At 45.6% G+C, this 20,899-nt stretch carries 14 protein-coding genes; 3 read left to right on the top strand and 11 right to left on the bottom strand.

Going from position 1 to position 20,899, the window contains the following annotated elements:
• Positions 1 to 139: 139 nt before the first annotated feature.
• From ACTQ9T_RS14305 to ahr, 3 genes are all read left to right on the top strand, one after another.
• Positions 140 to 1,438: an efflux RND transporter periplasmic adaptor subunit gene (locus tag ACTQ9T_RS14305; RefSeq protein WP_440465467.1), complete on the top strand. Its 1,299-nt coding sequence runs from the start codon at positions 140 to 142 to the stop codon at positions 1,436 to 1,438.
• Positions 1,435 to 4,536 carry an efflux RND transporter permease subunit gene (locus ACTQ9T_RS14300; RefSeq protein WP_440465466.1) on the top strand — a complete coding sequence of 1,034 codons (3,102 nt, stop codon included), beginning with the start codon at positions 1,435 to 1,437 and terminating at the stop codon, positions 4,534 to 4,536. The genes ACTQ9T_RS14305 and ACTQ9T_RS14300 overlap by 4 nt, the downstream gene beginning before the upstream one ends.
• A gap of 462 nt (positions 4,537 to 4,998) precedes the next feature.
• Positions 4,999 to 6,006, top strand: coding sequence for an NADPH-dependent aldehyde reductase Ahr (ahr, locus tag ACTQ9T_RS14295; RefSeq protein ID WP_189586973.1), 1,008 nt, complete (start codon positions 4,999 to 5,001; stop codon positions 6,004 to 6,006).
• Between the two features lie 141 nt (positions 6,007 to 6,147).
• Here ahr and ACTQ9T_RS14290 read toward each other — a convergent pair whose 3' ends face one another.
• The 11 genes from ACTQ9T_RS14290 to nusB all read right to left on the bottom strand — a co-directional run bounded on the left by ACTQ9T_RS14290 (position 6,148) and on the right by nusB (position 20,789).
• Positions 6,148 to 6,555, bottom strand: coding sequence for a MerR family transcriptional regulator (locus tag ACTQ9T_RS14290; RefSeq protein WP_189586974.1), 408 nt, complete (start codon positions 6,553 to 6,555; stop codon positions 6,148 to 6,150).
• Positions 6,556 to 6,977: 422 nt separating this feature from the next.
• Positions 6,978 to 7,751 carry an STAS/SEC14 domain-containing protein gene (locus ACTQ9T_RS14285; protein WP_440465465.1) on the bottom strand — a complete coding sequence of 258 codons (774 nt, stop codon included), beginning with the start codon at positions 7,749 to 7,751 and terminating at the stop codon, positions 6,978 to 6,980.
• Positions 7,752 to 7,889: 138 nt separating this feature from the next.
• The gene (locus ACTQ9T_RS14280) at positions 7,890 to 10,988 is read right to left on the bottom strand and encodes an efflux RND transporter permease subunit (protein ID WP_440465464.1); all 3,099 of its coding nucleotides are present in this window, start codon (positions 10,986 to 10,988) and stop codon (positions 7,890 to 7,892) included.
• Positions 10,985 to 12,121 (bottom strand): efflux RND transporter periplasmic adaptor subunit, encoded by a 1,137-nt coding sequence (locus ACTQ9T_RS14275; RefSeq protein ID WP_440465463.1) that lies wholly within the window; start codon positions 12,119 to 12,121, stop codon positions 10,985 to 10,987. The genes ACTQ9T_RS14280 and ACTQ9T_RS14275 overlap by 4 nt, the downstream gene beginning before the upstream one ends.
• A 146-nt stretch (positions 12,122 to 12,267) precedes the next feature.
• Complete coding sequence (locus tag ACTQ9T_RS14270; RefSeq protein ID WP_440465462.1) at positions 12,268 to 13,077, bottom strand: MipA/OmpV family protein; 810 nt, start codon at positions 13,075 to 13,077, stop codon at positions 12,268 to 12,270.
• A gap of 116 nt (positions 13,078 to 13,193) precedes the next feature.
• The gene (locus ACTQ9T_RS14265; protein ID WP_194620972.1) at positions 13,194 to 13,838 is read right to left on the bottom strand and encodes a TetR/AcrR family transcriptional regulator; all 645 of its coding nucleotides are present in this window, start codon (positions 13,836 to 13,838) and stop codon (positions 13,194 to 13,196) included.
• Positions 13,839 to 14,244: 406 nt separating this feature from the next.
• Entirely contained in the window at positions 14,245 to 16,089 is a 1,845-nt protein-coding gene (glmS, locus tag ACTQ9T_RS14260) for a glutamine--fructose-6-phosphate transaminase (isomerizing) (protein WP_210541267.1), read from the bottom strand.
• A gap of 15 nt (positions 16,090 to 16,104) precedes the next feature.
• Entirely contained in the window at positions 16,105 to 17,481 is a 1,377-nt protein-coding gene (gene glmU / locus ACTQ9T_RS14255) for a bifunctional UDP-N-acetylglucosamine diphosphorylase/glucosamine-1-phosphate N-acetyltransferase GlmU (RefSeq protein ID WP_440465461.1), read from the bottom strand.
• Between the two features lie 522 nt (positions 17,482 to 18,003).
• Complete coding sequence (locus ACTQ9T_RS14250) at positions 18,004 to 18,585, bottom strand: phosphatidylglycerophosphatase A family protein (RefSeq protein WP_010200521.1); 582 nt, start codon at positions 18,583 to 18,585, stop codon at positions 18,004 to 18,006.
• Positions 18,586 to 18,588: 3 nt separating this feature from the next.
• The gene (gene thiL / locus ACTQ9T_RS14245) at positions 18,589 to 19,614 is read right to left on the bottom strand and encodes a thiamine-phosphate kinase (protein WP_440465460.1); all 1,026 of its coding nucleotides are present in this window, start codon (positions 19,612 to 19,614) and stop codon (positions 18,589 to 18,591) included.
• 2 nt (positions 19,615 to 19,616) lie between these two features.
• On the bottom strand, positions 19,617 to 20,789 hold the full coding sequence (gene nusB / locus ACTQ9T_RS14240; protein WP_440465459.1) for a transcription antitermination factor NusB: 1,173 nt from the start codon (positions 20,787 to 20,789) through the stop codon (positions 19,617 to 19,619).
• Positions 20,790 to 20,899 lie beyond the last annotated feature (110 nt).

The raw sequence follows: 20,899 nt of genomic DNA, 5'->3' as shown, positions 1-20,899 counted from the left end.
AATCTGCCTTTGCTCTTTTACTACTGACCCCATCGTTAGTGGGATAGGCTCAGTATTGCCAGAGTGTGCGATCAAAAAACACATTCCAATGACCGACTATCTTAATTTTTATTATTGCCCGTATTTATAGAGACCTATCATGAGCGATCTTGAAGAAACCAATCCTAAACCATCTCCTCAATCTGAGCTGCCACCATATCGTCAACCTGACACGCTGGCTAATGCTAATAAGTCTTCGTCGAAATTGCCGCTATGGTTGTTGCCAGTATTGGGCATTGTGCTGGTCATGGGTGTTCTGCTTGGAAAATACTGGGGTGCTGGTGATAAAGCGATGAATGACGAGGCACTAGCATCTGCCAGTACACAAAATGATGGCACCCCTACTATCGACACTAGTACAGAACAATCTGTATTATCGGTAGAAACGGTGATGCCAAGCCAAGATACGATTGGCAATACGTTGAGTGCTGACGGCACCATCAATGCCAAGGATGTGGCTAATGTCAGCGCTAAAGTCAATGGTGTGGCTATTGAGCGTGTACTGGTTGAGGAAGGTGAGCGGGTCAAAGCAGGTCAAGTATTGGCGATATTTGATACCGATGCCATGGAGCAGCAAGTTTTGCAAGCAGAGGCCGATGTGGCAGAAGCTGAAGCAACGCTTGCCAATGCCAGCGCTGATGCCGCACGTGTCTTGCCATTGGTAGATATTGATGCCATTAGCAAACAAGAGGCCGATCGCTATCGTACCTCTGAGATGCGAGCTAGAGCGTCTTTGCAGGCCTCCAAAGCCCGCTTAAATAATCAGCGCTTGACGCTAGATAATTCAAAGGTTGTGGCGCCTGTCAGCGGTATTATCAGTGAAAAAATGGTGGAAGTTGGGATGGTGGCTGGCGGTGAGCCACTGTTCACGATTATCAAAGGTGGTGTTTTGGAGTGGCGGGCAGATATAGATCCTAAACTTATCGGTGACATCAATGTCGGCACATCGGTGCGAGTAGGATTGCCAAATGGTGATTCAGTGATGGGACAAGTGAGCCGTATCGCACCGACGGCGGAAAATAACCGCCAGATCACTATTTATGCGAGTCTAGCGGCCAACTCAAAAGTACGCGCAGGCATGTATCAGACTGGCGAATTTCTACTAGGGAGTGCCAGCACCCAAACGATTCCTAATAGCGCCATCGTTAGCAATGACGGTTATGATTATGTGATGCTAGTGACCAGTCTTACAAACCAAGACGGTAAGTCCATGGGTCGTATCAAGCAACAACGAGTGACTTTGGGCGCGCGACTTGGTGAGAACGTAGCAGTGCTAGAGCCTCTGCCAAGCGATAGTCGTATCGTAAAACAGGGCGGTAGTTTTTTGAACGATGGCGACCTAGTGCGTATAGTTAATGGCGTGAGCCAAACGAGTACAGCAACGCAGGCACAATCATGAGCTTAAACGTCTCCGCTTACTCGATCAAAAACCCACTCGTGGCTATTCTGCTATTTGTGCTCCTAATCTTAGGGGGCATCTATGGCTTTATGAAAATGAAGGTACAACAGTTTCCAGATATAGACTTGCCAGCGGTGGTCGTCACGGTGACCCTACCTGGGGCTGCGCCTTCGCAGCTCGAAAACGATATCGCAAAGAAGATTGAAAACAAACTGACCAGTATCGAAGGTGTGAGTCATATTCGTACCACCCTACAGACGGGTGCGGCGACCATTGCCACCGAGTTTACGTTAGAAAAAGACATTCAAGAAGCGGTCGACGATGTACGTTCGGCAGTTGGCGAAGTACGTGGTGATCTGCCAGCCGCCGCCAACGATCCAATCATTACCAAGGTGTCTACCGCAGGATTTCCAGTCGTTACTTACTCTGTCGCTGCTAACAATATGAGTGTAGAGGATCTCTCGTGGTTTGTAGATGACACGGTCACCAAACGGCTCTCTGATATACCAGGTGTCAGTACAGTCGGTCGTATCGGCGGGCTTCAGCGTGAGATTACGGTCGCAGCTGATCCTATCACTTTGAGTGGTTTGAAGTTTTCGATTACCCAGCTGTCACAGCAAATAGCAGGTATTCAACAAGACAGCTCAGGTGGTGAAGCAGAAGTGGGTAAAACCACCCAAACCATTCGCGTTTTGGGCGCGGTCGAGCGTGCAGGCGAGCTTAATGATCTACAAGTGGCTGTCCCTACAGGTGGCACTCAAGCACTTGGACGTATGGCACAAATCACTGATGGTGCGGCTGATCCCAGCTCTATCGCTAAGCTCGACGGTCAAACGGTGGTTGCATTTAATATCACTCGCTCGCGTGGTGCCAGTGAAGTTGAGGTGATGGAACTGGTCGATGACGAGCTTGCCAAGTTGACTGCCGATGTGGGCAATATCAGTATCGAAAAGGTCTATGATCGAGCGACGCCTATTGCGGAAGATTACCAAGCTTCATTACGTATGCTGATCGAAGGTGGCTTGCTTGCCGTAGTGGTGGTATTTCTGTTTTTACGCAATATTCGGGCGACTATTGTTGCCGCTGTGGCGTTACCGCTGTCAGTGATTCCAACCTTCTTAGGTATGTACTTATTTGGCTTTAGTCTCAATATTATCTCACTATTGGCATTGTCATTGGTCATTGGGGTACTGGTCGATGATGCAATCGTCGAGGTCGAAAACATCATCAGGCATTTAAGGATGGGCAAGACGCCTTATGAAGCGGCGATGGAAGCCGCTGATGAGATTGGTTTGGCTGTTGTCGCCACTACTTTTACCTTGATTGCTGTGTTTTTACCGACGGCCTTTATGGGCGGTATTGTTGGGCAGTTTTTCCGTCAATTCGGTTGGACGGCTGCGTTATCGATTTTTGCATCGCTTATGGTGGCGCGTTTGATCACACCTATGATGGCTGCATACATTTTACGACCCGAGAAAAAGCATGTCGAAAAGCAAAGTGCATTGATGACGTGGTATCTCAAAATTGTCTCGTGGACGCTTCATCATCGTTGGCTGACCATGGGTGCAACGTTGGTGTTGTTCGTGGCCTCGTTGGCATTAGTGAAACTACTACCGACTTCTTTTATTCCAGACAACGATATTGACCAAACCCGTGTGGCTATTGAGCTAACCCCTGATGTGTCGCTCGCAGATACGGAGCGCGTGTCAGCGCTTGCCAGTGCGCGCATTTTAGCCATGCCTGAGGTGACTAACATTTTTACGTCAGTGGGAGAAGCACAAGCATCCATGAGCTCAGAGTCTGGTGGTAGCAAAGCGGAGAATATTGCCAGTTTGGATATTGTGCTTGCACCACGTGCAGAACGAGGTACAAAACAGGAAATAGAACGCAAAATTAGTAAATTGATGACAGAAGTACCGGGGGCTCGCTTTACCGTTGGGCTATCGAGCGGCGGTGAGAGTGGCTATAATTTTTCGTTAACCAGTACCAATCCACAGCTACTTGAGCAAACTGCTCAGCAAATCATGACTGAAATTCGAGGTTTGCCAAGCGTAGGTGCTGTGACCAGTGATCGCAGTTTGCCACGTCAAGAGCTAACGGTGACACCAGATAGGTTAGCGATGGCTGATAAAGGCGTGACCACGCAAGATATCGCTACGACTTTACGTGTGGCGACTGTCGGCGACTACGAACAGCGCTTATCCAAGCTCAATCTTGATACTCGTCAGATTCCTATCGTGGTGCGCCTACCAGATGTTGCTAAGCAAAACGTCAGTCAGTTAGAAGGCTTGTACGTGCCGAGCACAATGTCTGCAGGTCAAGGAGTACGTGTGGGCGAGGTCGCTACGTTAGATTTTGGCACAGGTCCTGCTCAGATAAGTAGGTTGGATCGAGAGCGCGCCATTAGCATTACGGTGCAGCCGGCAGATGGCGAGCTAGGCGATTTGGTACAAGCAGTCAAGTCAGTACCGACCATGCAACAATTGCCGCCTTCGATTACCATTATCGATCAAGGCCAAGCCGAAAACATGGCTGACCTCTTTAGTGGTTTTATCATCGCGATGTCAGTGGGTGTGGTCTGTATCTTAGGCGTGCTTATCTTATTGTTTGGTCGCTTGCTGCAGCCATTTACTATTTTGATGGCACTACCTTTATCGATAGGCGGTGCGTTTGTCGGCTTGGTTATTACCAACAGTAGCCTATCGATGCCTTCGATGATCGGTTTTATTATGCTCATGGGTATTGCGACCAAAAACTCAATCCTGTTGGTCGATTATGCATTGATTGCCCAGCGCCGTGGGCTGGCGCGTTTTGAGGCGATTGTTGATGCCTGTCATAAGCGTGCGCGTCCTATCATCATGACCACCATTGCAATGGGTGCAGGTATGTTGCCATTGGTATTTGGTTGGGGTGATGCAGATCCTACCTTTAGGCGACCGATGGCAGCAGCGGTATTGGGTGGTCTAGTGACTTCAACGCTGCTGAGTTTGGTGGTCATCCCAGTCGTCTATACGTTGATGGATGATCTGTCAGGATGGTTTGCTAAATGGCTTGTGCCAAATGGCAAAGAGCAGAAAACAACGGACAGTAAAATATGATTTAACGTCTTTGTTTGATCGTATACATGACCTAGCATTAGCAGTAATAATGCTAGGTCTAACACAGACAAGCCCATACTTATTGATTAAGTATGGGCTTGTTGTCATTTTATAAGCACACAAGCACACAAGCACAAACGATGTGATTGCCCTGCTAGTTACTATCGCAAAGCCATACATGTCACTATGAATCCAATGTCTCTGTCGACAATCATGCTGAACATTCCGATTGAGGCGGCAAAGCGATAGTGTTGGTGATTCGTCGCCTTTCAAGTACGAGGCTTTGTATTATGATAGTCTTACAACTATTGGCTTGGATGGTATAACTTAACCAATCTTTGGTCAGGCCAGTTCAACTTATCGACAACCCTTTTTTGAATGGGAAAAATTCGAATCGTTAGAAACGACTGGCTCATTTGTTATGAGCACTCCTCCATAAATACTATTAAATAAGGAATAATGATGATTAATGCATACGCAGCAAAAGAGAAAGGCGGCGAGTTTGTGCCTTATCAATATGATCCTGGCACTCTAGGCGATCACGAAGTAGAAATCGAAGTGCATAGCTGCGGTGTCTGTCACAGTGACCTTTCTATGTGGCAAAACGAATGGGGTATGACCGAATATCCGTTTGTCGGTGGGCATGAAGTTGCAGGTAAAGTCCTCGCAAAAGGCAAGCACGTAAAGCATCTTGAGCTTGGCGATAAAGTCGGTCTTGGCTGGCATAAAGGATACTGCAATATTTGTGATCTATGTATCGGCGGTGACCATAACCTCTGTGCTAAGCAGGAAGGAACCATCATTGGTAACCATGGCGGCTTTGCAGATAAAGTACGCGCAAAAGATACCAGCGTTATCAAAATTCCTGAAGGGCTTGATTTCAATGCGGTAGGGCCACTGCTGTGTGGTGGCGTCACAGTATTTAACCCACTAATGCAATACGATATCAAACCAACCTCTAGAGTAGCGGTTATCGGTATCGGTGGTCTGGGTCATCTTGCGCTTCAGTTTGCTAATGCGTGGGGCTGTGAAGTGACAGCATTTACCAGTGAATCAAAGATGGAAGAAGCAAAAGAGTTGGGTGCTCATCACTCTTTAAACTCAAGAGATGAGAACGAAATCAAAAAAGCAGCGGGCTCTTTTGATTTAATCATATCAACAGTGAACGTTGATATGAATTGGGATGTCGTTATTAAAACGTTGAGACCAAAAGGTAAACTGCATTTTGTTGGTCTATTAGAAGCGCCGTTAGAGATAGTAGCTGCGCCAATGATCATGGCTCAAAACAGCCTATCAGGCTCACCAGTCGGCTCACCGTCGACCCTGCGAAAAATGCTGGATTTTGCTGCTCGACATAATATTCAGCCAGTGACTGAAACCTATAAAATGTCTGAGATAAATGAAGCATTCGAGAGACTAGAGAGTGGTAACGCTCGCTATCGAGTGGTATTAGAAAGAGATCAAAAATAATTAATCTCCGCTAAGCACGACTGTCGCAGTGACAATTCATCTCATAGATGGAATATCACTGCGACTATGTTTTAGCACTTTGACCGCTTTTCTTTGAATGACGAAGGGTCACTACGTCTGCTGTTGGCAATCGCCAATGCATTATTGAATATTTGCTTTGCCAATATTATCTGATTTCATTTCTTTTAAAGCGGTATGGCGCGCACTAAGTTGGTTAATCACATTGATTAAATTGACTTGTTGACGCTGCGCTTGAGCAATCTTTTCGGAAATCACATCCATTTGCTTATCAATATCGAGAGTGCCATCATAATAATCATTCAACCAGACTTTAAGTTCGTTGAGATTAAAACCGACCGCTTGTGCATTTTTAATCAGGTCGATACGCTCGACACATTCTGGATGAAACTCAGTGTATAGGCGCGAACCTGCTTGGCGCTTACGGGATTTTAGTAAACCCATATCATGGTAATGGCGCACAGTGTCTTTGGTGGTATTGGCTTGCATCGCCAACGTTCCTATTAATAAAAATGACGTGTCAGATACCATATAGTAACCTCAAAAACTAGTAACCTCAAAAACGTAGTGTCCATTTCACTCTAGACTGTTATGTCTACCTTTAGTCGTATTTGCTTAAAAATATACCGAGACTGTTATATACCGAAACTGTCATTAGATGAACAGTGTCAGCAGCAAAAGTATCGCTAATATGCTCAATATTGCTATCGCCGATAGTAAAGCCCATGTTGTTTGAGCATGTTTTCTGACCATTTGATGGTGTCCTAAATCATATCAATAGAATATAAGTGCAGTAATTTTAAACATTGAGGACATATCAAGACGCTTCTAAAGTAAGCATTTAAATGTCTCATTGAGCCAATATTATTATTAGTTCGACTTACAAATAGAGCAGCCCTTCTTTTGAAGAGCTGTTAGTAAAAGCAAATATGTCAGTTATCGTTCTATAAAAGCTATTTCACCAGCTCAGCATCAAGCCAAGCAAGCGCCTCATGTTCTTGATCGGCAGTAAAGGTTTTGATGTCCACTTTTGGAAAAACTGGGTTCATCGTTTCAATGAATGTACACATCCAGCGCGGTGCGCCGACGATAGCGTAGCGCTCTAGCTTTTTCATAGCAGCCACTTTCATGGATAGTAAACCGCTGCTGTGTATAAGGATAGAGGGATCGAAACCATCAAAGTTTTTCATTCGGGCAAGCAATCTTACCGTGTCATGATCATCAAGGAATTGCTCAAGCTTTTGCGTAACGCCTGGCATTTCACTTGAGGACAATACACCGTCCACCTCAAAAGCGAGCACGTTGTCTTTATTCGTAGGCAAGAAACGAATGGCGCCACGCTTTTCTATAGGCTGCTCGGATTTCTCAGCTGCCCAGCTTAAGGCGTCTGCTTTCTCACTTGAAGAAAATACTTTCATCTCTAACATCGGCAGTAGTCGATCAGCGATTGAGATAGCCGCTTTTGGCCATTCTTTATCTGACACAAAAGCACATCTATTCAGCTGTTTTATGTGACTAAATAGCTCCATGTCCGCTTTAGTCCCTTCTACTATCGAATTCGCAGTCATGTCAGTGAGCTCTGTGATATCAATATAGAGACCAATTTGATCATGCTCTTGTAGTTTTTTTTCCAAAACATGACGATATTCTTGTAGACCTTCACCAGTCAGCGTTCCATCTAGGGATAGGGCGATCACATGATCTGGAGCGGTTATTTGTTTTAACATAATTTTATCCTTATATTATATTTATCAACTTTCAAATTTTGCAAAACCCAGCAGACAGCAGGTATTTTTTAGCCGCTGGCTGCTAAAGGCTTTGCACGTAAACGCTCAAGAGAGCGAATGCTTGTATTAAGTAAGTGATTAATCGTGTTCGTTATTCTCTCTTTTCGCTGCGACTGGCTCCAAATTTTTCTCTGGTGGCAGCTCAACCAATTTAGCCAGCTTTGGTTTTATCCATAGTTCAAAGTCTTCGATTAACTCATAGACCACGGGTACCAAAATAAGTGATAACAATGTCGAGCTAATCAGTCCTCCAATGACGGCAATAGCCATAGGCGCACGGAACTCTGACCCTTCGCCCAGTGCTAGCGCGGTAGGAACCATCCCCGCCGCCATGGCTATCGTTGTCATTACGATTGGACGTACACGCTCACGGCAAGCCGAGAGTAACGCCTCTCTTTGTGATGCGCCTTTATTTTCAGCTTCAATGGTAAATTCAACCAATAAAATTGAGTTTTTAGCTGCCAATCCCATGAGCATCAATAAGCCAATCAGTGCTGATAAATCAAGTGAGCTGCCTGCTATCAGTAAGCCCAAAAATGCACCCGCTAGTGATAAAGGTAATGCCGCTAATATCGTAATTGGCTTAAAGAAGCTCTTGAATAACAGCACCATCACGCCGTAGATGAGACCGATACCCGCCAATATGGCAATACCAAAGCTAGAAAAAAGCTCATTCATGGTTTCACTATCACCAAAGGCAGGTTGAGTCACGTCAGAGGGTAGGTTCTGGAGAGTATCCAGTTGATCAATGGCGGCTGTTGCTTCTCCCAAGGTCACGCCATTGAGCTGTGCTTCAATAGTGGCACGGCGCTTACGATCATAGCGATCAATACGTGATGCACCTGGTTGGAAACTGAGATCAGCCACTGCTGACAAAGGAACTGAGGTTCCGTTAGAGGTTGGTACTTCTAGGTTTCCAAGGGTTTTTAAATCGGTACGTGCGCTATCAGGCAAGCGCACACGAATAGGCAGGCGCTGATCACCTGTATTGAATTTGGCAGTATTGGAATCGACATCACCAAGGGTGGCGACACGAATCACTGAGCCAAGCGTACTAGAGGTAATACCCAGACGAGCTGCTTCAGCTGGTTTGGGCGTTATAATCAGCTCCGAGCTGGGTCTAGGTGTCACTTGATGCACATTACTAAGCTCGGCAAGCTCACGCATTTCGCGTTCAAGCTTGAGAGTCGATTCAGATAACGCATCAGCGTTTTCACTGGCTAAGACAATTTGCAGCGTGGTACTACCGCCGCCGCCAGCCTGACCAAAACCGATACGCACGTCAGGAACACTCAGCAATAGAGCACCTAGTGAGCTTTGGAAAGATTGTGTTGATTGTGATCTTTCTTCTGTAAGCAGTACCGTTGCTTGCCCAGAGCTCACATCACCATTACTAGAGTTTGAACCGATCGAAGTAAATACTGTTTTTACCTCGTTTAAAGCAAGCAATTTTTTGGTTAGGACATCATTACTACGGCGCATGTCATCCAAGGTTGCCCCAGGCGCGCCTTCAATAGACAGTTGAACAATACCGTTATCTTGTGGAGGTGTCACACCCGTTGGTAGCAGTGTGGCTAGAAAAACAGAGCCGCCGAGTAGCAATCCAGCTAGGCCAAGTGATGTCCAACGGTACACGAGCGCAAGATCTAGCACTGTGCGGTAAATACCTTTAAAGGGTTTGGGTTCATGTGGTTTGGTTGATGGCTTTAATAAATAGGCGGCCATCAAAGGGGTCAGTAAGCGAGCGACTAACAGTGAAAACAATACCGAAATAGCAACCGTAAAACCGAACTCTTTAAAGAACTGACCGGCAAAACCACCCATTAAGGATACTGGTAAAAATACAACGACAATCGTTGCTGTGGTTGCTACTACTGCCAGCCCAATTTCATCAGCCCCTACTAATGAGGCTTCATAGGGACTTTGACCTGTTTCAATACGCTTTTGAATATTTTCTATTTCAACGATAGCATCGTCGACCAAAATACCAATAACCAACGTTAAAGCGAGTAGGGTAATCATGTTTAAGCTAAAACCCATCCAGCTCATCACCGCAAAGGTCGGAATGAGAGAAATCGGCATCGCTGCAGCGGCAATGAGCGTCGCGCGCCAGTTACGTAAAAACAGAAATACTACGATGGCGGCAAGCAACATGCCTTCTATCAAAGCGCTTAAAGTAGCCGTAAAACTATTTTGTGTACTGGTGGCTGTCGATACAATGCGCTCAAATTTTACATCAGGATAGTCTTTTGCCAACTGGCTAGTGGCGCTAGCAATGGCATCTGCTACCGCAACATCAGAGGCGGCTTTGGTTTTTTTGACTTGAAAGCCAACGACCGACTGACCGTTTAGAGAAGCAAATCCACGTCTTTCGGCTGCACCACTAGAGACAGTGGCAACATCAGAGAGCTGAACAGTATTGCCACTGATACTTGGAATGACCAAGTTATTTAGTGCTTGTACCGATTCGGCCGCGCCAAGTACGCGCACCGTTTGTTCGCGCTCACCAATTTCAGAACGTCCACCAGGCACATCGGTGCTTGATGTTCGTAATGCATCATTGATATTGGGCGCTGTCAAACCTAATGCTTGCAGACGATTGGGGTCGAGTGTGACATTAATCTCTCGGTTGATGCCACCAACCAAATCGACTTGTGCGACCCCTTCTTGCGTAATTAATTGACGCGCGACGGTATCCTCTACAAACCAGCTAAGCTCGACATCCGTCATCGTTTCGGTAGAGACGGCATACGTGACGATAGGTGCTGAGTCTATATCAAAACGCTGTACGATAGGCTCTTCAATACTAGACGGCAGACTGCTTCTGATGCGATCAATAGCTGAACGCACTTCGTCCGTTGCTTTTTGTGCATCTTCCCCAATTTCGAACTCAATCGTACTGGATGACAAGCCCTGTGTGACAACGGATTGCACATGTTTGACGCCAGAGACATTGGATACGGCAGCTTCGACGGTACGAGTAATCTGAGTTTCAACTTCGCTTGCTGCTGCACCTGATAAGGTAACGCTTACTTGGACAATCGGAAATGAGACGTCTGGATAAAGTTTAATAGGGAGAGCGCGGTAACCGCTCATCCCTGCAATCATGAGTACAATGAATAGGAGGACAACTGGGATTGGGTTGCGAATTGCCCATGCCGAAATGTGCAAATTCATGGTGTCACCTTCGTGGCTGGTGCAACCTTGTCTGATACAGCGTTAGGCTCATTTGCTTTACTGATTGGATTGACGGCATCACCATTCAATAAGAAAGCACCACCGCCAAGTGCAACACGAGTACCGACGGCTGGTCCGTTTTTAATTTCAACAAAACCATCGGTTCGAGCGCCAGTTTCTACCATAACACGCCGTGCCAAATTATCTTTATCAATGACGATTAATAGCGCTCCGCTGGCCTCAAACTGTACGGCTTTTTCAGGGACAGCAGGGACAGGTGTAGAAACCTGTTGAAAGACAACTTTCGCATAACCACCCGCTCTTAGCTCAGGGTGGGTTGGAAGCTGTACCCGCACATGACCCAGTTTCGTTTCTGGATCGATACGAGGTGATAGTAGTCTCACTTTACCTTGTAACTCAGCGCCCGATGGTAATATGACCGTTGCAGCTTGACCAATAGTAATAGTAGCAAGATCATCTTCAGGTACTTCAGCATCCATTTCAATTAAGCTATTGCTGGCAAGACGAAACATAGGTTGCGACTGCCCCGAGACATCTCCAAGACGCACGATGCGCTCAAGTACAAACCCATTTACTGGAGAGCGTACTTCCATAAGATTGCGTTGTGTTTGTAATTCATTTAACTGGGCTTGAGCCACCTCAACCCCAGCATCTGCATTCTTCGCTTTAGCCACTCGGGTCGCAATCTCTTCCTCTGAAAATGCACCGATGTCCTCATAGCCTTTGATGCGATCAGCTTCAGCGCTTGACTGGTTTGCAAGGGTTTTAGCTTGAGTAAGATTGGCTTCCGCTTGAGCGATTTTGGCTAAGAGTAGACTTGGATCAAGACGAGCCAATACCTGATTTTTCTTAACGGTTGACCCTTCATCGACCAGCAATTCAGCTACTCGATAGCCTGATATCTCGGAACCAACTGCCACTTCTTCGCGCGGTAACAGTAATCCAGAAGCAGTCACACTTCCAGTCATAGGACGTAATATGACCGTATCTACGCTAACCGTCCGAATACTCGATTCTTCCGACTTGGTATCGATAACCTCAGGTTCTTTTGAACATGCCGCTGTCAAAGCCAGTACGACACTAAGGGGGAAAGCCCAGTATTTAATATTCATTGTAATTCTCTATGTTTTGCTATGTTTTAGGGCTTATCGGGATGTACTATTACAACCACCTATTAGTGCCTGAAGTAACTGTTCTGAGCGTTGTAGCACATAAAATCTAACACCTGTTGTTGCTAAAAATATCATCAGCTTTTTTATCAGAATTTGTAGCCGACACTAGCGCCTACGAGACCACCAGTACGTGATGTGGTAATTGGACTATCCGCCGCTTCACTACCGAGCTGATAAACCCCTGCATTTAACGTTGAAAATACTTTTGGGGTATAGATATGAGTCCAAGAGGCACCCACACCATAACGTCTGATACCAGCACTGGCATCATAAGTAGCAAGGCCAGAGCTATTCGATTGCTCTGGTGTGACACCAAAATACCCCTCCATGATGTCTTGATCCGCCCAATTTATAGAGGCATCAAAATTGAGGCTGTCTTTAGGGCCTAAAGGTAGCGCATAACCAACCCCTAATTTAAGTTCAGTGCCACTTACATCACCACCTAAGCCTTGCTTAATGGTGCTATTCACAGAAAATGGCTTTAGATCCCATTTCACAAAAGCACCTAAATTGGCACTTGGATCAATATCACCAAGTCCTTTTAAGCGTTCGTGGTCGCTCTCGTCACGCCCAGGTTGATAAGAAAGAACAGGCCCGATAGATAAACCCTTTTTAGTCGATAAGTCATAGCCTATGCCGCCGAGCGCACCCGCAAAAAAACGACCATTACGATAATTAAGCAGTGGTAAGACACTGGTCTTATAATCTTCTGATCCCTCATATTCTGGTGAGTAAGCCAAACCAGCACCCACTGTGAAATTCGACTCATTTTTATTACTGGCGTTCGATTCTGACTGAGCGATAGCCGCCGTACTCATTCCTAGAGTGGCGAGTACCAGTAGTGTAATAGCAGATGGGTACAGTGAGTTTTTTAAGCTTTTTGCATGCGGGTTCATGATTGATTTCTCTTTTAAGACTGTTGGTCTATATATGACTGTTGGTCACGGTTAGGTAAAAAAAAGCGTGTATAGATCGGCGTGCTAAAAATTTAAAATGGGGTTAATAGTGTTACTTAGTCTTTAGTCTGCGGGATAGGCTGGTTATGATGTACCAATCCAGCGATCATAAAACTCGTTACTTCTTCCAAATGTTGCTCATGATCAATGTCGCCAAGATAACCGCTCCATATGAGCTGTATCGCACCCCAAAACATTGACTGGAGGCCAAAAATTAGCAGATTGATCGGTTTGTTTGGAAACAAGCCCTGTTCAATACCTTCAACCATAAGTTGGTGGGTAAAAATACTGACTCGCGATTCAGCTTCTTGCATCTCGGTCAGTAAATTACTAGGCAGTTGCGCGCGAAATTCAGCTCGGCTGCAAAACATGAATACTCGATGTAGCTCTTTACTAGATAAGTGCATCTCCCATGCCGCGCGAATATAACAGCTAAGCCGGTCGAGCACAGGCATCGACTGATCGAGAAGACCTATTTCACTTGCCATGCGTTTTTGAAAGCGAATGGCGAGTCGTACATAAATCTCATTTTTACTTTCAAAATGCTTATAAATAGTGCCTTTACCGACCTCAGATTTTTTTGCAATCTGCTCAACAGTGACTTGTTCCCAGTCATCTGACCCAAACAGACTTAAAGCGGCATCGAGAATTTCCTGACCGCGTTGTTCGAATTCGCGAATCTTGCGCTCTTGAATACCCATAATCTACACCTATTCATGTTGTGACTGCTGGTCATTGTATAGACTGACAGTCATAGTAACAAGTATTTCTATAAAAATGAATATATATATTTATCATTTTTTTGAAGAGAAGCCTTCGATCTTATCGAGATAGTGAACGCTGATTGATTAGGGCGTGTTGAACATTCGCGAATCAGTGCCATGGTCGAATGTTCAACACGCCCTAAATTCTCTCAAGTTCAAGTTTACAGATTCTATAGTAGAGGTCAGTTTTTTGAGCGCATAAAAAACCCCTGCTATTGAATCGAAAATAGCAGGGGTGAATATCTAAGCAAGAGGATGATACTTTATTACTCAGTATGATAAATAATTACTCAGTATGATAGGTAATTACTAAATGACAATTTTTACTATCTAAACGTAAAAATTATTCAACCGTAACACTTTTTGCAAGATTACGCGGCTGATCGACGTCGGTTCCGCGCATGACTGCCACATGATACGACAGCAGCTGTACTGGCACGCTATAAACGATAGGGGCAAGCGTCTCGCAAACATCGGGTACATATACTACATGCAAACGATCTTCTGCGACCATTTGACTGGCTTCACTGGCGAATACGAATAGCTCACCGTGACGCGCATGAACTTCTTGCATATTGGCTTTAAGCTTATCGAACATACTGTCTTTGGGTGCAAGCACCACGATAGGCATATCCTTATCGACCAACGCTAATGGGCCATGTTTAAGCTCACCAGCGGCATAACCTTCTGCATGAATATAAGAGATTTCTTTGAGTTTTAACGCGCCTTCCAAGGCGATTGGGAATTGAAGACCACGACCTAGGAAAAGGCAGCTTTTCTTATCTTCAAAGCTTTCACTCATGGTTTTGATAGGCGCATCTAGGTTTAAGCTGGCATGCAGCTGACCAGGTAGCTGTTGTAACTCACCGAGCAATGTGCTCAATCGCTCGCCAGTCATACGTTGCTGAACCACCCCAACCTTTAATACCAATAGCATTAATGCCACCAGCTGCGTGGTAAAGGCTTTAGTAGACGCCACACCAATCTCAGGTCCCGCGAGGGTCGGTAAGAAAATATCGGTTTCACGTACTAACGATGAGGTTGGTACATTACATAGGGCTAAGCTAACTAGCCCTGCAGGGGTTTGTTTTTGGGTATCACGTAGCGCTGATAAGGTATCAGCCGTCTCACCAGATTGAGAAATACAAATGACCAATGTATTATCGACGACGACAGGGTTACGATAACGGAATTCACTGGCTACTTCGACTGAGCAGGGCACACGTATCAGACTTTCAAACCAGTATTTGGCTACCATGCCCGCATGATAACTGGTACCACAAGCGAGGATTTGCACATGGCGAATATCTGCTAGTAGCACTTCATGACGCTGCAAAAAGTCATCGCGTAATTTAGAGGTTTCACTATTATTTATGGCCATCTCGATAGTACGTGCCACTGCGTCCGGCTGCTCATAAATTTCTTTGAGCATATAATGCTTAAACTCACCTTTATCCGCATTATGTTGGGCGGCATCAATCTCATGTATCTGGCGTTGCACTTCAACACCATCTGCATAGACCTTAATGCTATTGCGAGTCAGCTTGGCAATGTCACCTTCTTCTAGATACATAAAGCGGTTGGTAACGGGTAATAGCGCCAACTGATCAGAGGCGATAAAGTTTTCACCGATACCCACACCAATGACGAGAGGTGAGCCTAAACGTACGGTAATGAGCTCATCTGGGCAATCGATATGCACAATACCAAGCGCAAATGCACCATGGAGTAATGGAATAACCGCACGAACCGCTTCTAATAAATCAGGCGTGTTTTTATAAATGTCATGAATTAGATGCGCAACGACTTCGGTATCAGTTTGCGAGGTGAATTCATAGCCCTTAGCCATTAATTCTTCTTTTAGCTCGGCATAGTTCTCAACGATACCGTTATGCACCACGGCAATCTTGCCTGATACGTGCGGATGGGCGTTACGTTGTGCAGGTTCGCCATGCGTGGCCCAGCGTGTATGCGCAATACCGATGTGACCATCAAAAGCGTCTGGATTAACCGCGACAGCATCGACCAATGCCTGTACTTTGCCGACTTGGCGCTCGCGGTGTAGCTCACCATCACGAATGACTGTCAAACCAGCTGAGTCATAGCCGCGATATTCTAAACGTTTTAGACCTTCAAGCAAGATATTGGCGATATTACGCTCAGCGACTGCCCCAACTATTCCGCACATAAGTATTCCTTAAATTTATTTTTTGATTGGACGTTGAAAGTCATTTTTTTGCACTTGACGCGCGCGACCAAATGCCAAAGCACTTTTATCAACATTTTTAGTAATCACAGAGCCTGCCGCAACCGTTGCGGTATCTCCAATGGTGACTGGCGCGACTAGGCTGGCGTTAGAGCCTATAAATGCATTGTCTTCGATGATAGTCTGCGATTTATTGACGCCGTCGTAATTACAGGTGATGACACCAGCGCCGATATTGACGCCCGTACCGACAGTTGCATCACCGATATAGCTCAAATGATTCACTTTACTGCCTTGACCGATGGTCGATTTCTTAATTTCTACAAAATTACCGACCTTACTGTTATCAGACAATACGGTCTCAGGACGCAAATGGGCAAAAGGCCCTACATCAACACCTGCACCAACCTCGGCGCGATCAATCACACAATACGGTTTGATATGACAGGCGTTACCAATTTGGGCATTCTTGATGACACAGCCCGCTTCAATATAAACGTTATCACCCAAAGTACAGTCGCCTTCGAACACCACACCGACATCGACGAATACGTCTTGACCAGCTGTCAAGGTGCCACGAATATCAACGCGGCTCGGATCAGCAAACTGTACACCAGCTTCTTGCAAATCGGCAACCAGTTTACCCTGCCATGTGCGCTCTAAGCTGGCAAGCTGTTGACGATTATTGACGCCTTCAATCTCAAACGTATGCTCAGGCTCAATCGCGGCAATCGTAATACCATCAGCGACGGCCATTTTAACGATATCAGTTAGATAATACTCTTGTTGTGCATTATCGTTAGAGAGCTTTGGCAGATATTTATGAAGTAGGGCATTGTCGACGCAATAAATACCGCTATTAATCTCTTGGATGCTTTGCTCATCGGTGCTGGCGTCTTTTTGCTCGACGATGGCTTCGATATTGCCTGCTTGGTCACGCTTGATGCGACCTAATCCAAACGGATTGTCGACAGTAAGTGTCAGCATCGACATACCGTCAGTATTAGCCACCTTTAATGCCGCTAGCGTCTGGCAGCTGACCAATGGCACATCACCATATAGAATGAGGCTTTGCCCTGATTTTGGCAAATCAGACAAGGTCACTTTAACGGCATGTCCTGTCCCTAACTGTTCAGTCTGGGCAACCCACGTAATTGAGGATTGGGTGTATTGGTTAGCAATTTCTGATTTTACTTGCTCGCCACCAAAACCATGGACGATGATAGTTGCGTCAACAGTCAGCTGGTGACAGGTATCTAATACGTGACTTAATAAAGACTTACCGGCCAGTGTCTGTAGCACTTTTGGCTTGGCCGATTGCATGCGCGTGCCTTTACCAGCAGCTAGGATAATTACAGAAAGAGGAGAGATCATAGTGGCTCGTTAAATGTAACAAAATATAATTTATGATTATAGCGCAAACGCCAATGCAAAAAAACGCAATGCCGTGCAAGCTTTGTAACTTAAGGTTATACAAAGGGTTATATAGTAAGTCATACAAAAAAGCCTAACCGCGTATCTGCTTATGTAGGGTCTGTTGAACATTCAAATATTAGGACTGCTGATAGCTAAAATCGCACCAAACTAGGCGTAAACCGACGATAATGTCGAGACCTTAGCTAGTTTTACAACAACGTTTGGTGCGATTTTAGCATCAGCCTTTCAGGGCAAGGCTATTTTTTGCCAATACATGGCGAAATTGTCTACCCTAGAACGACTAGGCGTCAAAAATTTCACTGCGTATTGTCTAAAAAATAGCCACTGCCAGTACCACATTTGAATGTTTAACAGACCCTAGTCGGTTCAATATAGTTTAAATACAAAGAAGGCAAGTGAAAGTACTAGAAATAGTGGACTAAGCGAGCCTGACACCGTATTTGATCTATAGAGTATTGACTACAACAGCATACCGAGCATTACAACGAGCCATACCGCTGCCGCCATTACGCCAGCAATAATATCATCAAGCATAATACCGAGACCACCGGCGACTTTTTTGTCTGCCCAACCGATCGGTGGTGGCTTAATAATGTCAAAAAAGCGAAAAAGTACAAAAGCGATGATAAGCGCAATGATAGATAAATTTTGTGAAATGTCTTGCCAAAAACTGGCAGTAGACACCCCCATGTAAGAAAACGGCAGTAAAGTAATCCAAATGCCTGCCCATTCATCCCAAACAATATGCGGATCGTCATGACCTTGCATTAGCTCTGAGGTACGACCGCATATCCAAATGCCAATGAGGCAGGACAAGATGGTAATAATCAAAAATGGCACAAAGCCTAAGCTCATTAGAGGTATGGCAACGATTAAGCCACCAACTGACCCCCAAGTGCCGGGAGCACGGCGCGGCAAGCCACTACCTAAACCAATACCGAGCCAATAAACCACACGATCAAGCAGGCTAGCATTTACGGGCAATGGAGGGCAGTCATTGGCTTTGCTAATGTCAGGCTTAGATAGGTCGTGATCAGTCATGGATTAGCCTGTGAAGTGTTGGTAGCCGGTAAGGGTAGGCCATGTAGAAAACGGCGCGGGATGAGTCGGTGTGACTGGCTGTCCTTGATAAAATAGCTCAGGACGTAAAGCGGTAGGTGTGTCTGTGTCTTTATGGGTTGTCATCGCAGTCACCTCACCGATACAGGTGACTAGCGTGTTGCCCGTAGGTGGTTCAATATGCGCAGGCAAAGTAAAAGCCAATTCATAATCATCGCCACCCGCCAGCTGACACAATAAGCGCTCAGACAAATCTACGCTTGCTAATGGTTTGCTAGTAGGTAGCTGCTCCAGATTAAGCCGCATACTAACGCTGCTCTGTTGGCAGATATGGCCAAGATCTTGATAAAGACCATCAGAGATATCTATCATCGCGGTTGCACCAATTTTTGCCAATGCTGCCCCTAAGGCAATACGCGGAGTAGGCATATGCAAACGATGGGCAAGCTCTACGCCTTGAGCACTGTCAGGATGTTGCAGGGCATAGCTGGCATCGCCGAGCGACCCTGATACGTAGACTTTATCACCAACTTGCGCCCCTGAGCGATAAATAGCTGGCGTGTCTGCGGCAAGTAATCCTTGCGCGCTGACGCTGAGTACTAAGCGCTCGCTGCGTGTAGTATCACCGCCAATAAGGGTAACCTTGAATAATTGGCAGGCATGAAACAAGCCTTTGGCAAATTCAGTCAGCCATTGCTCGTTCGCTAAACGTTCAGGCAATGCTAATGCTAGCAGAATACTATGCGGTGTTGCGCCCATAGCGGCAATGTCTGAGACGTTAACCGCCACGGCTTTATAACCAATCGCAAATGCCAATTCGTCAATGTGTTGCCAGTCGGCATGAAAGTGACGACCTTGAACCAGTGTATCAATACAGCTAACCAAGCGCGAGCCTGCAGGCAATGCTATGACGGCTGCATCATCGCCGATACCTTTTTCGATACCGATTAATGGTGCATGTGCCGCTTGCATCTGTGAAAATATGCGCTCGATCAGCTCAAATTCATTCATGGTTAGTCTTGGCTTTTCGTATCAGTGTCGTCTGTTGCAGTAACATCTGACACATTAGTATCTGATGTAGTCTCTTCTGAGTCAACATTGAGAGTACTAGAGTCCGTTAGACCAGTATCCGCTGTGGTATTGTCTTCGTTGCTGTCGTCATTGATAACATCAGCAGCTACATTTTCTTCTGCAGGCTGTTCATCAACGACGATATCTTTTTCAACAATACTTTCTTCGACAATACTTTCCTCGACAATGCTTTCTTCGACAATGCTTTCTTCGACAATGCTTTCTTCGACAATACTTTCTTCAACAATTGGTTCTATTGCAGTCGCTGTTTCAACACTGTCGTTTTCAACCGTGTTTTCAGCAGCATCTTTCTTACTCGCTTTAAAGTCACTAATATTTGCACTGGCTTTACTAACGCTACTACGTTTGACGGTAGCATTATTGGCACTGATACGTGGTTTGTTTGAAGCAGTGAGTGTTTCTTCCATAGCATGGGTATCGGCACTGTTATCTGTATCAGCTTCTACTACCGGTTTAGCGGCCGCTTTTTGTGAGGTGCGTAGATTGGCTTTACTATCTGCTTCTACTTCAGTAGCACGCAGCTCAACTGCCATTTTATCAAGGACGGCATTAATCAGTTTATGGGCGTCAGTGGCACCAAAGTGATTATTCAGCTTCATCGCTTCGTCAAGCACGACTTTATAAGGGATTTCTAAACGGTTTTGCAGCTCGTAAGAACCAATCAAAAGAATAGCGTGTTCAACGGTATCGAGTTTATCAATTTCACGATCGAGATACTGACTAATAAGCGCATCTAACGCCTCAATCTGCTCAGGAATATCGCGCATCATTTCATGATAGTAGCCGATATGTACCGTATGCATGGCATTGGTCGCGCGCGTACGAGCAGCGATATCATGTGGCGCATTGGCCTTCCAGCCAAGCTTGCCGTCTACATCAAAACGGCGATCAGTGACGAGCCATTCGTATAGACCTTGCATCGCAAAGCGGCGCGCCTTACGGATAGCGGTGTGACTGGTCTTATAAGAAGACTCACTCATATCGAAGGTTTGATCACCCGCACTGCTGCTCGCAATACGCGTGGCTTCAGCTTGACTATCATTGGTTTGGGCGGTTTTCGCAGCGTTAATAGCGCGCTTGAGTTGGTCAGTCATAGAGGGTCTATACCTAGTTTTAAGATAAGAAGTTTTAAAATAAAATGTTAAATAGTAGTCGGCTGGCAAATTTACCAGACAGTTTTAGATACTGCTGTTGAACATTTAAA

Origin of the sequence: Psychrobacter sp. ASPA161_6 (genome assembly GCF_051970285.1) — a bacterium.
Classification (GTDB): Bacteria; Pseudomonadota; Gammaproteobacteria; order Pseudomonadales; family Moraxellaceae; genus Psychrobacter; species Psychrobacter glaciei.
Note: the sequence above shows the minus strand (reverse complement) of the source record. Positions and strands in the feature narration are given on the sequence as shown.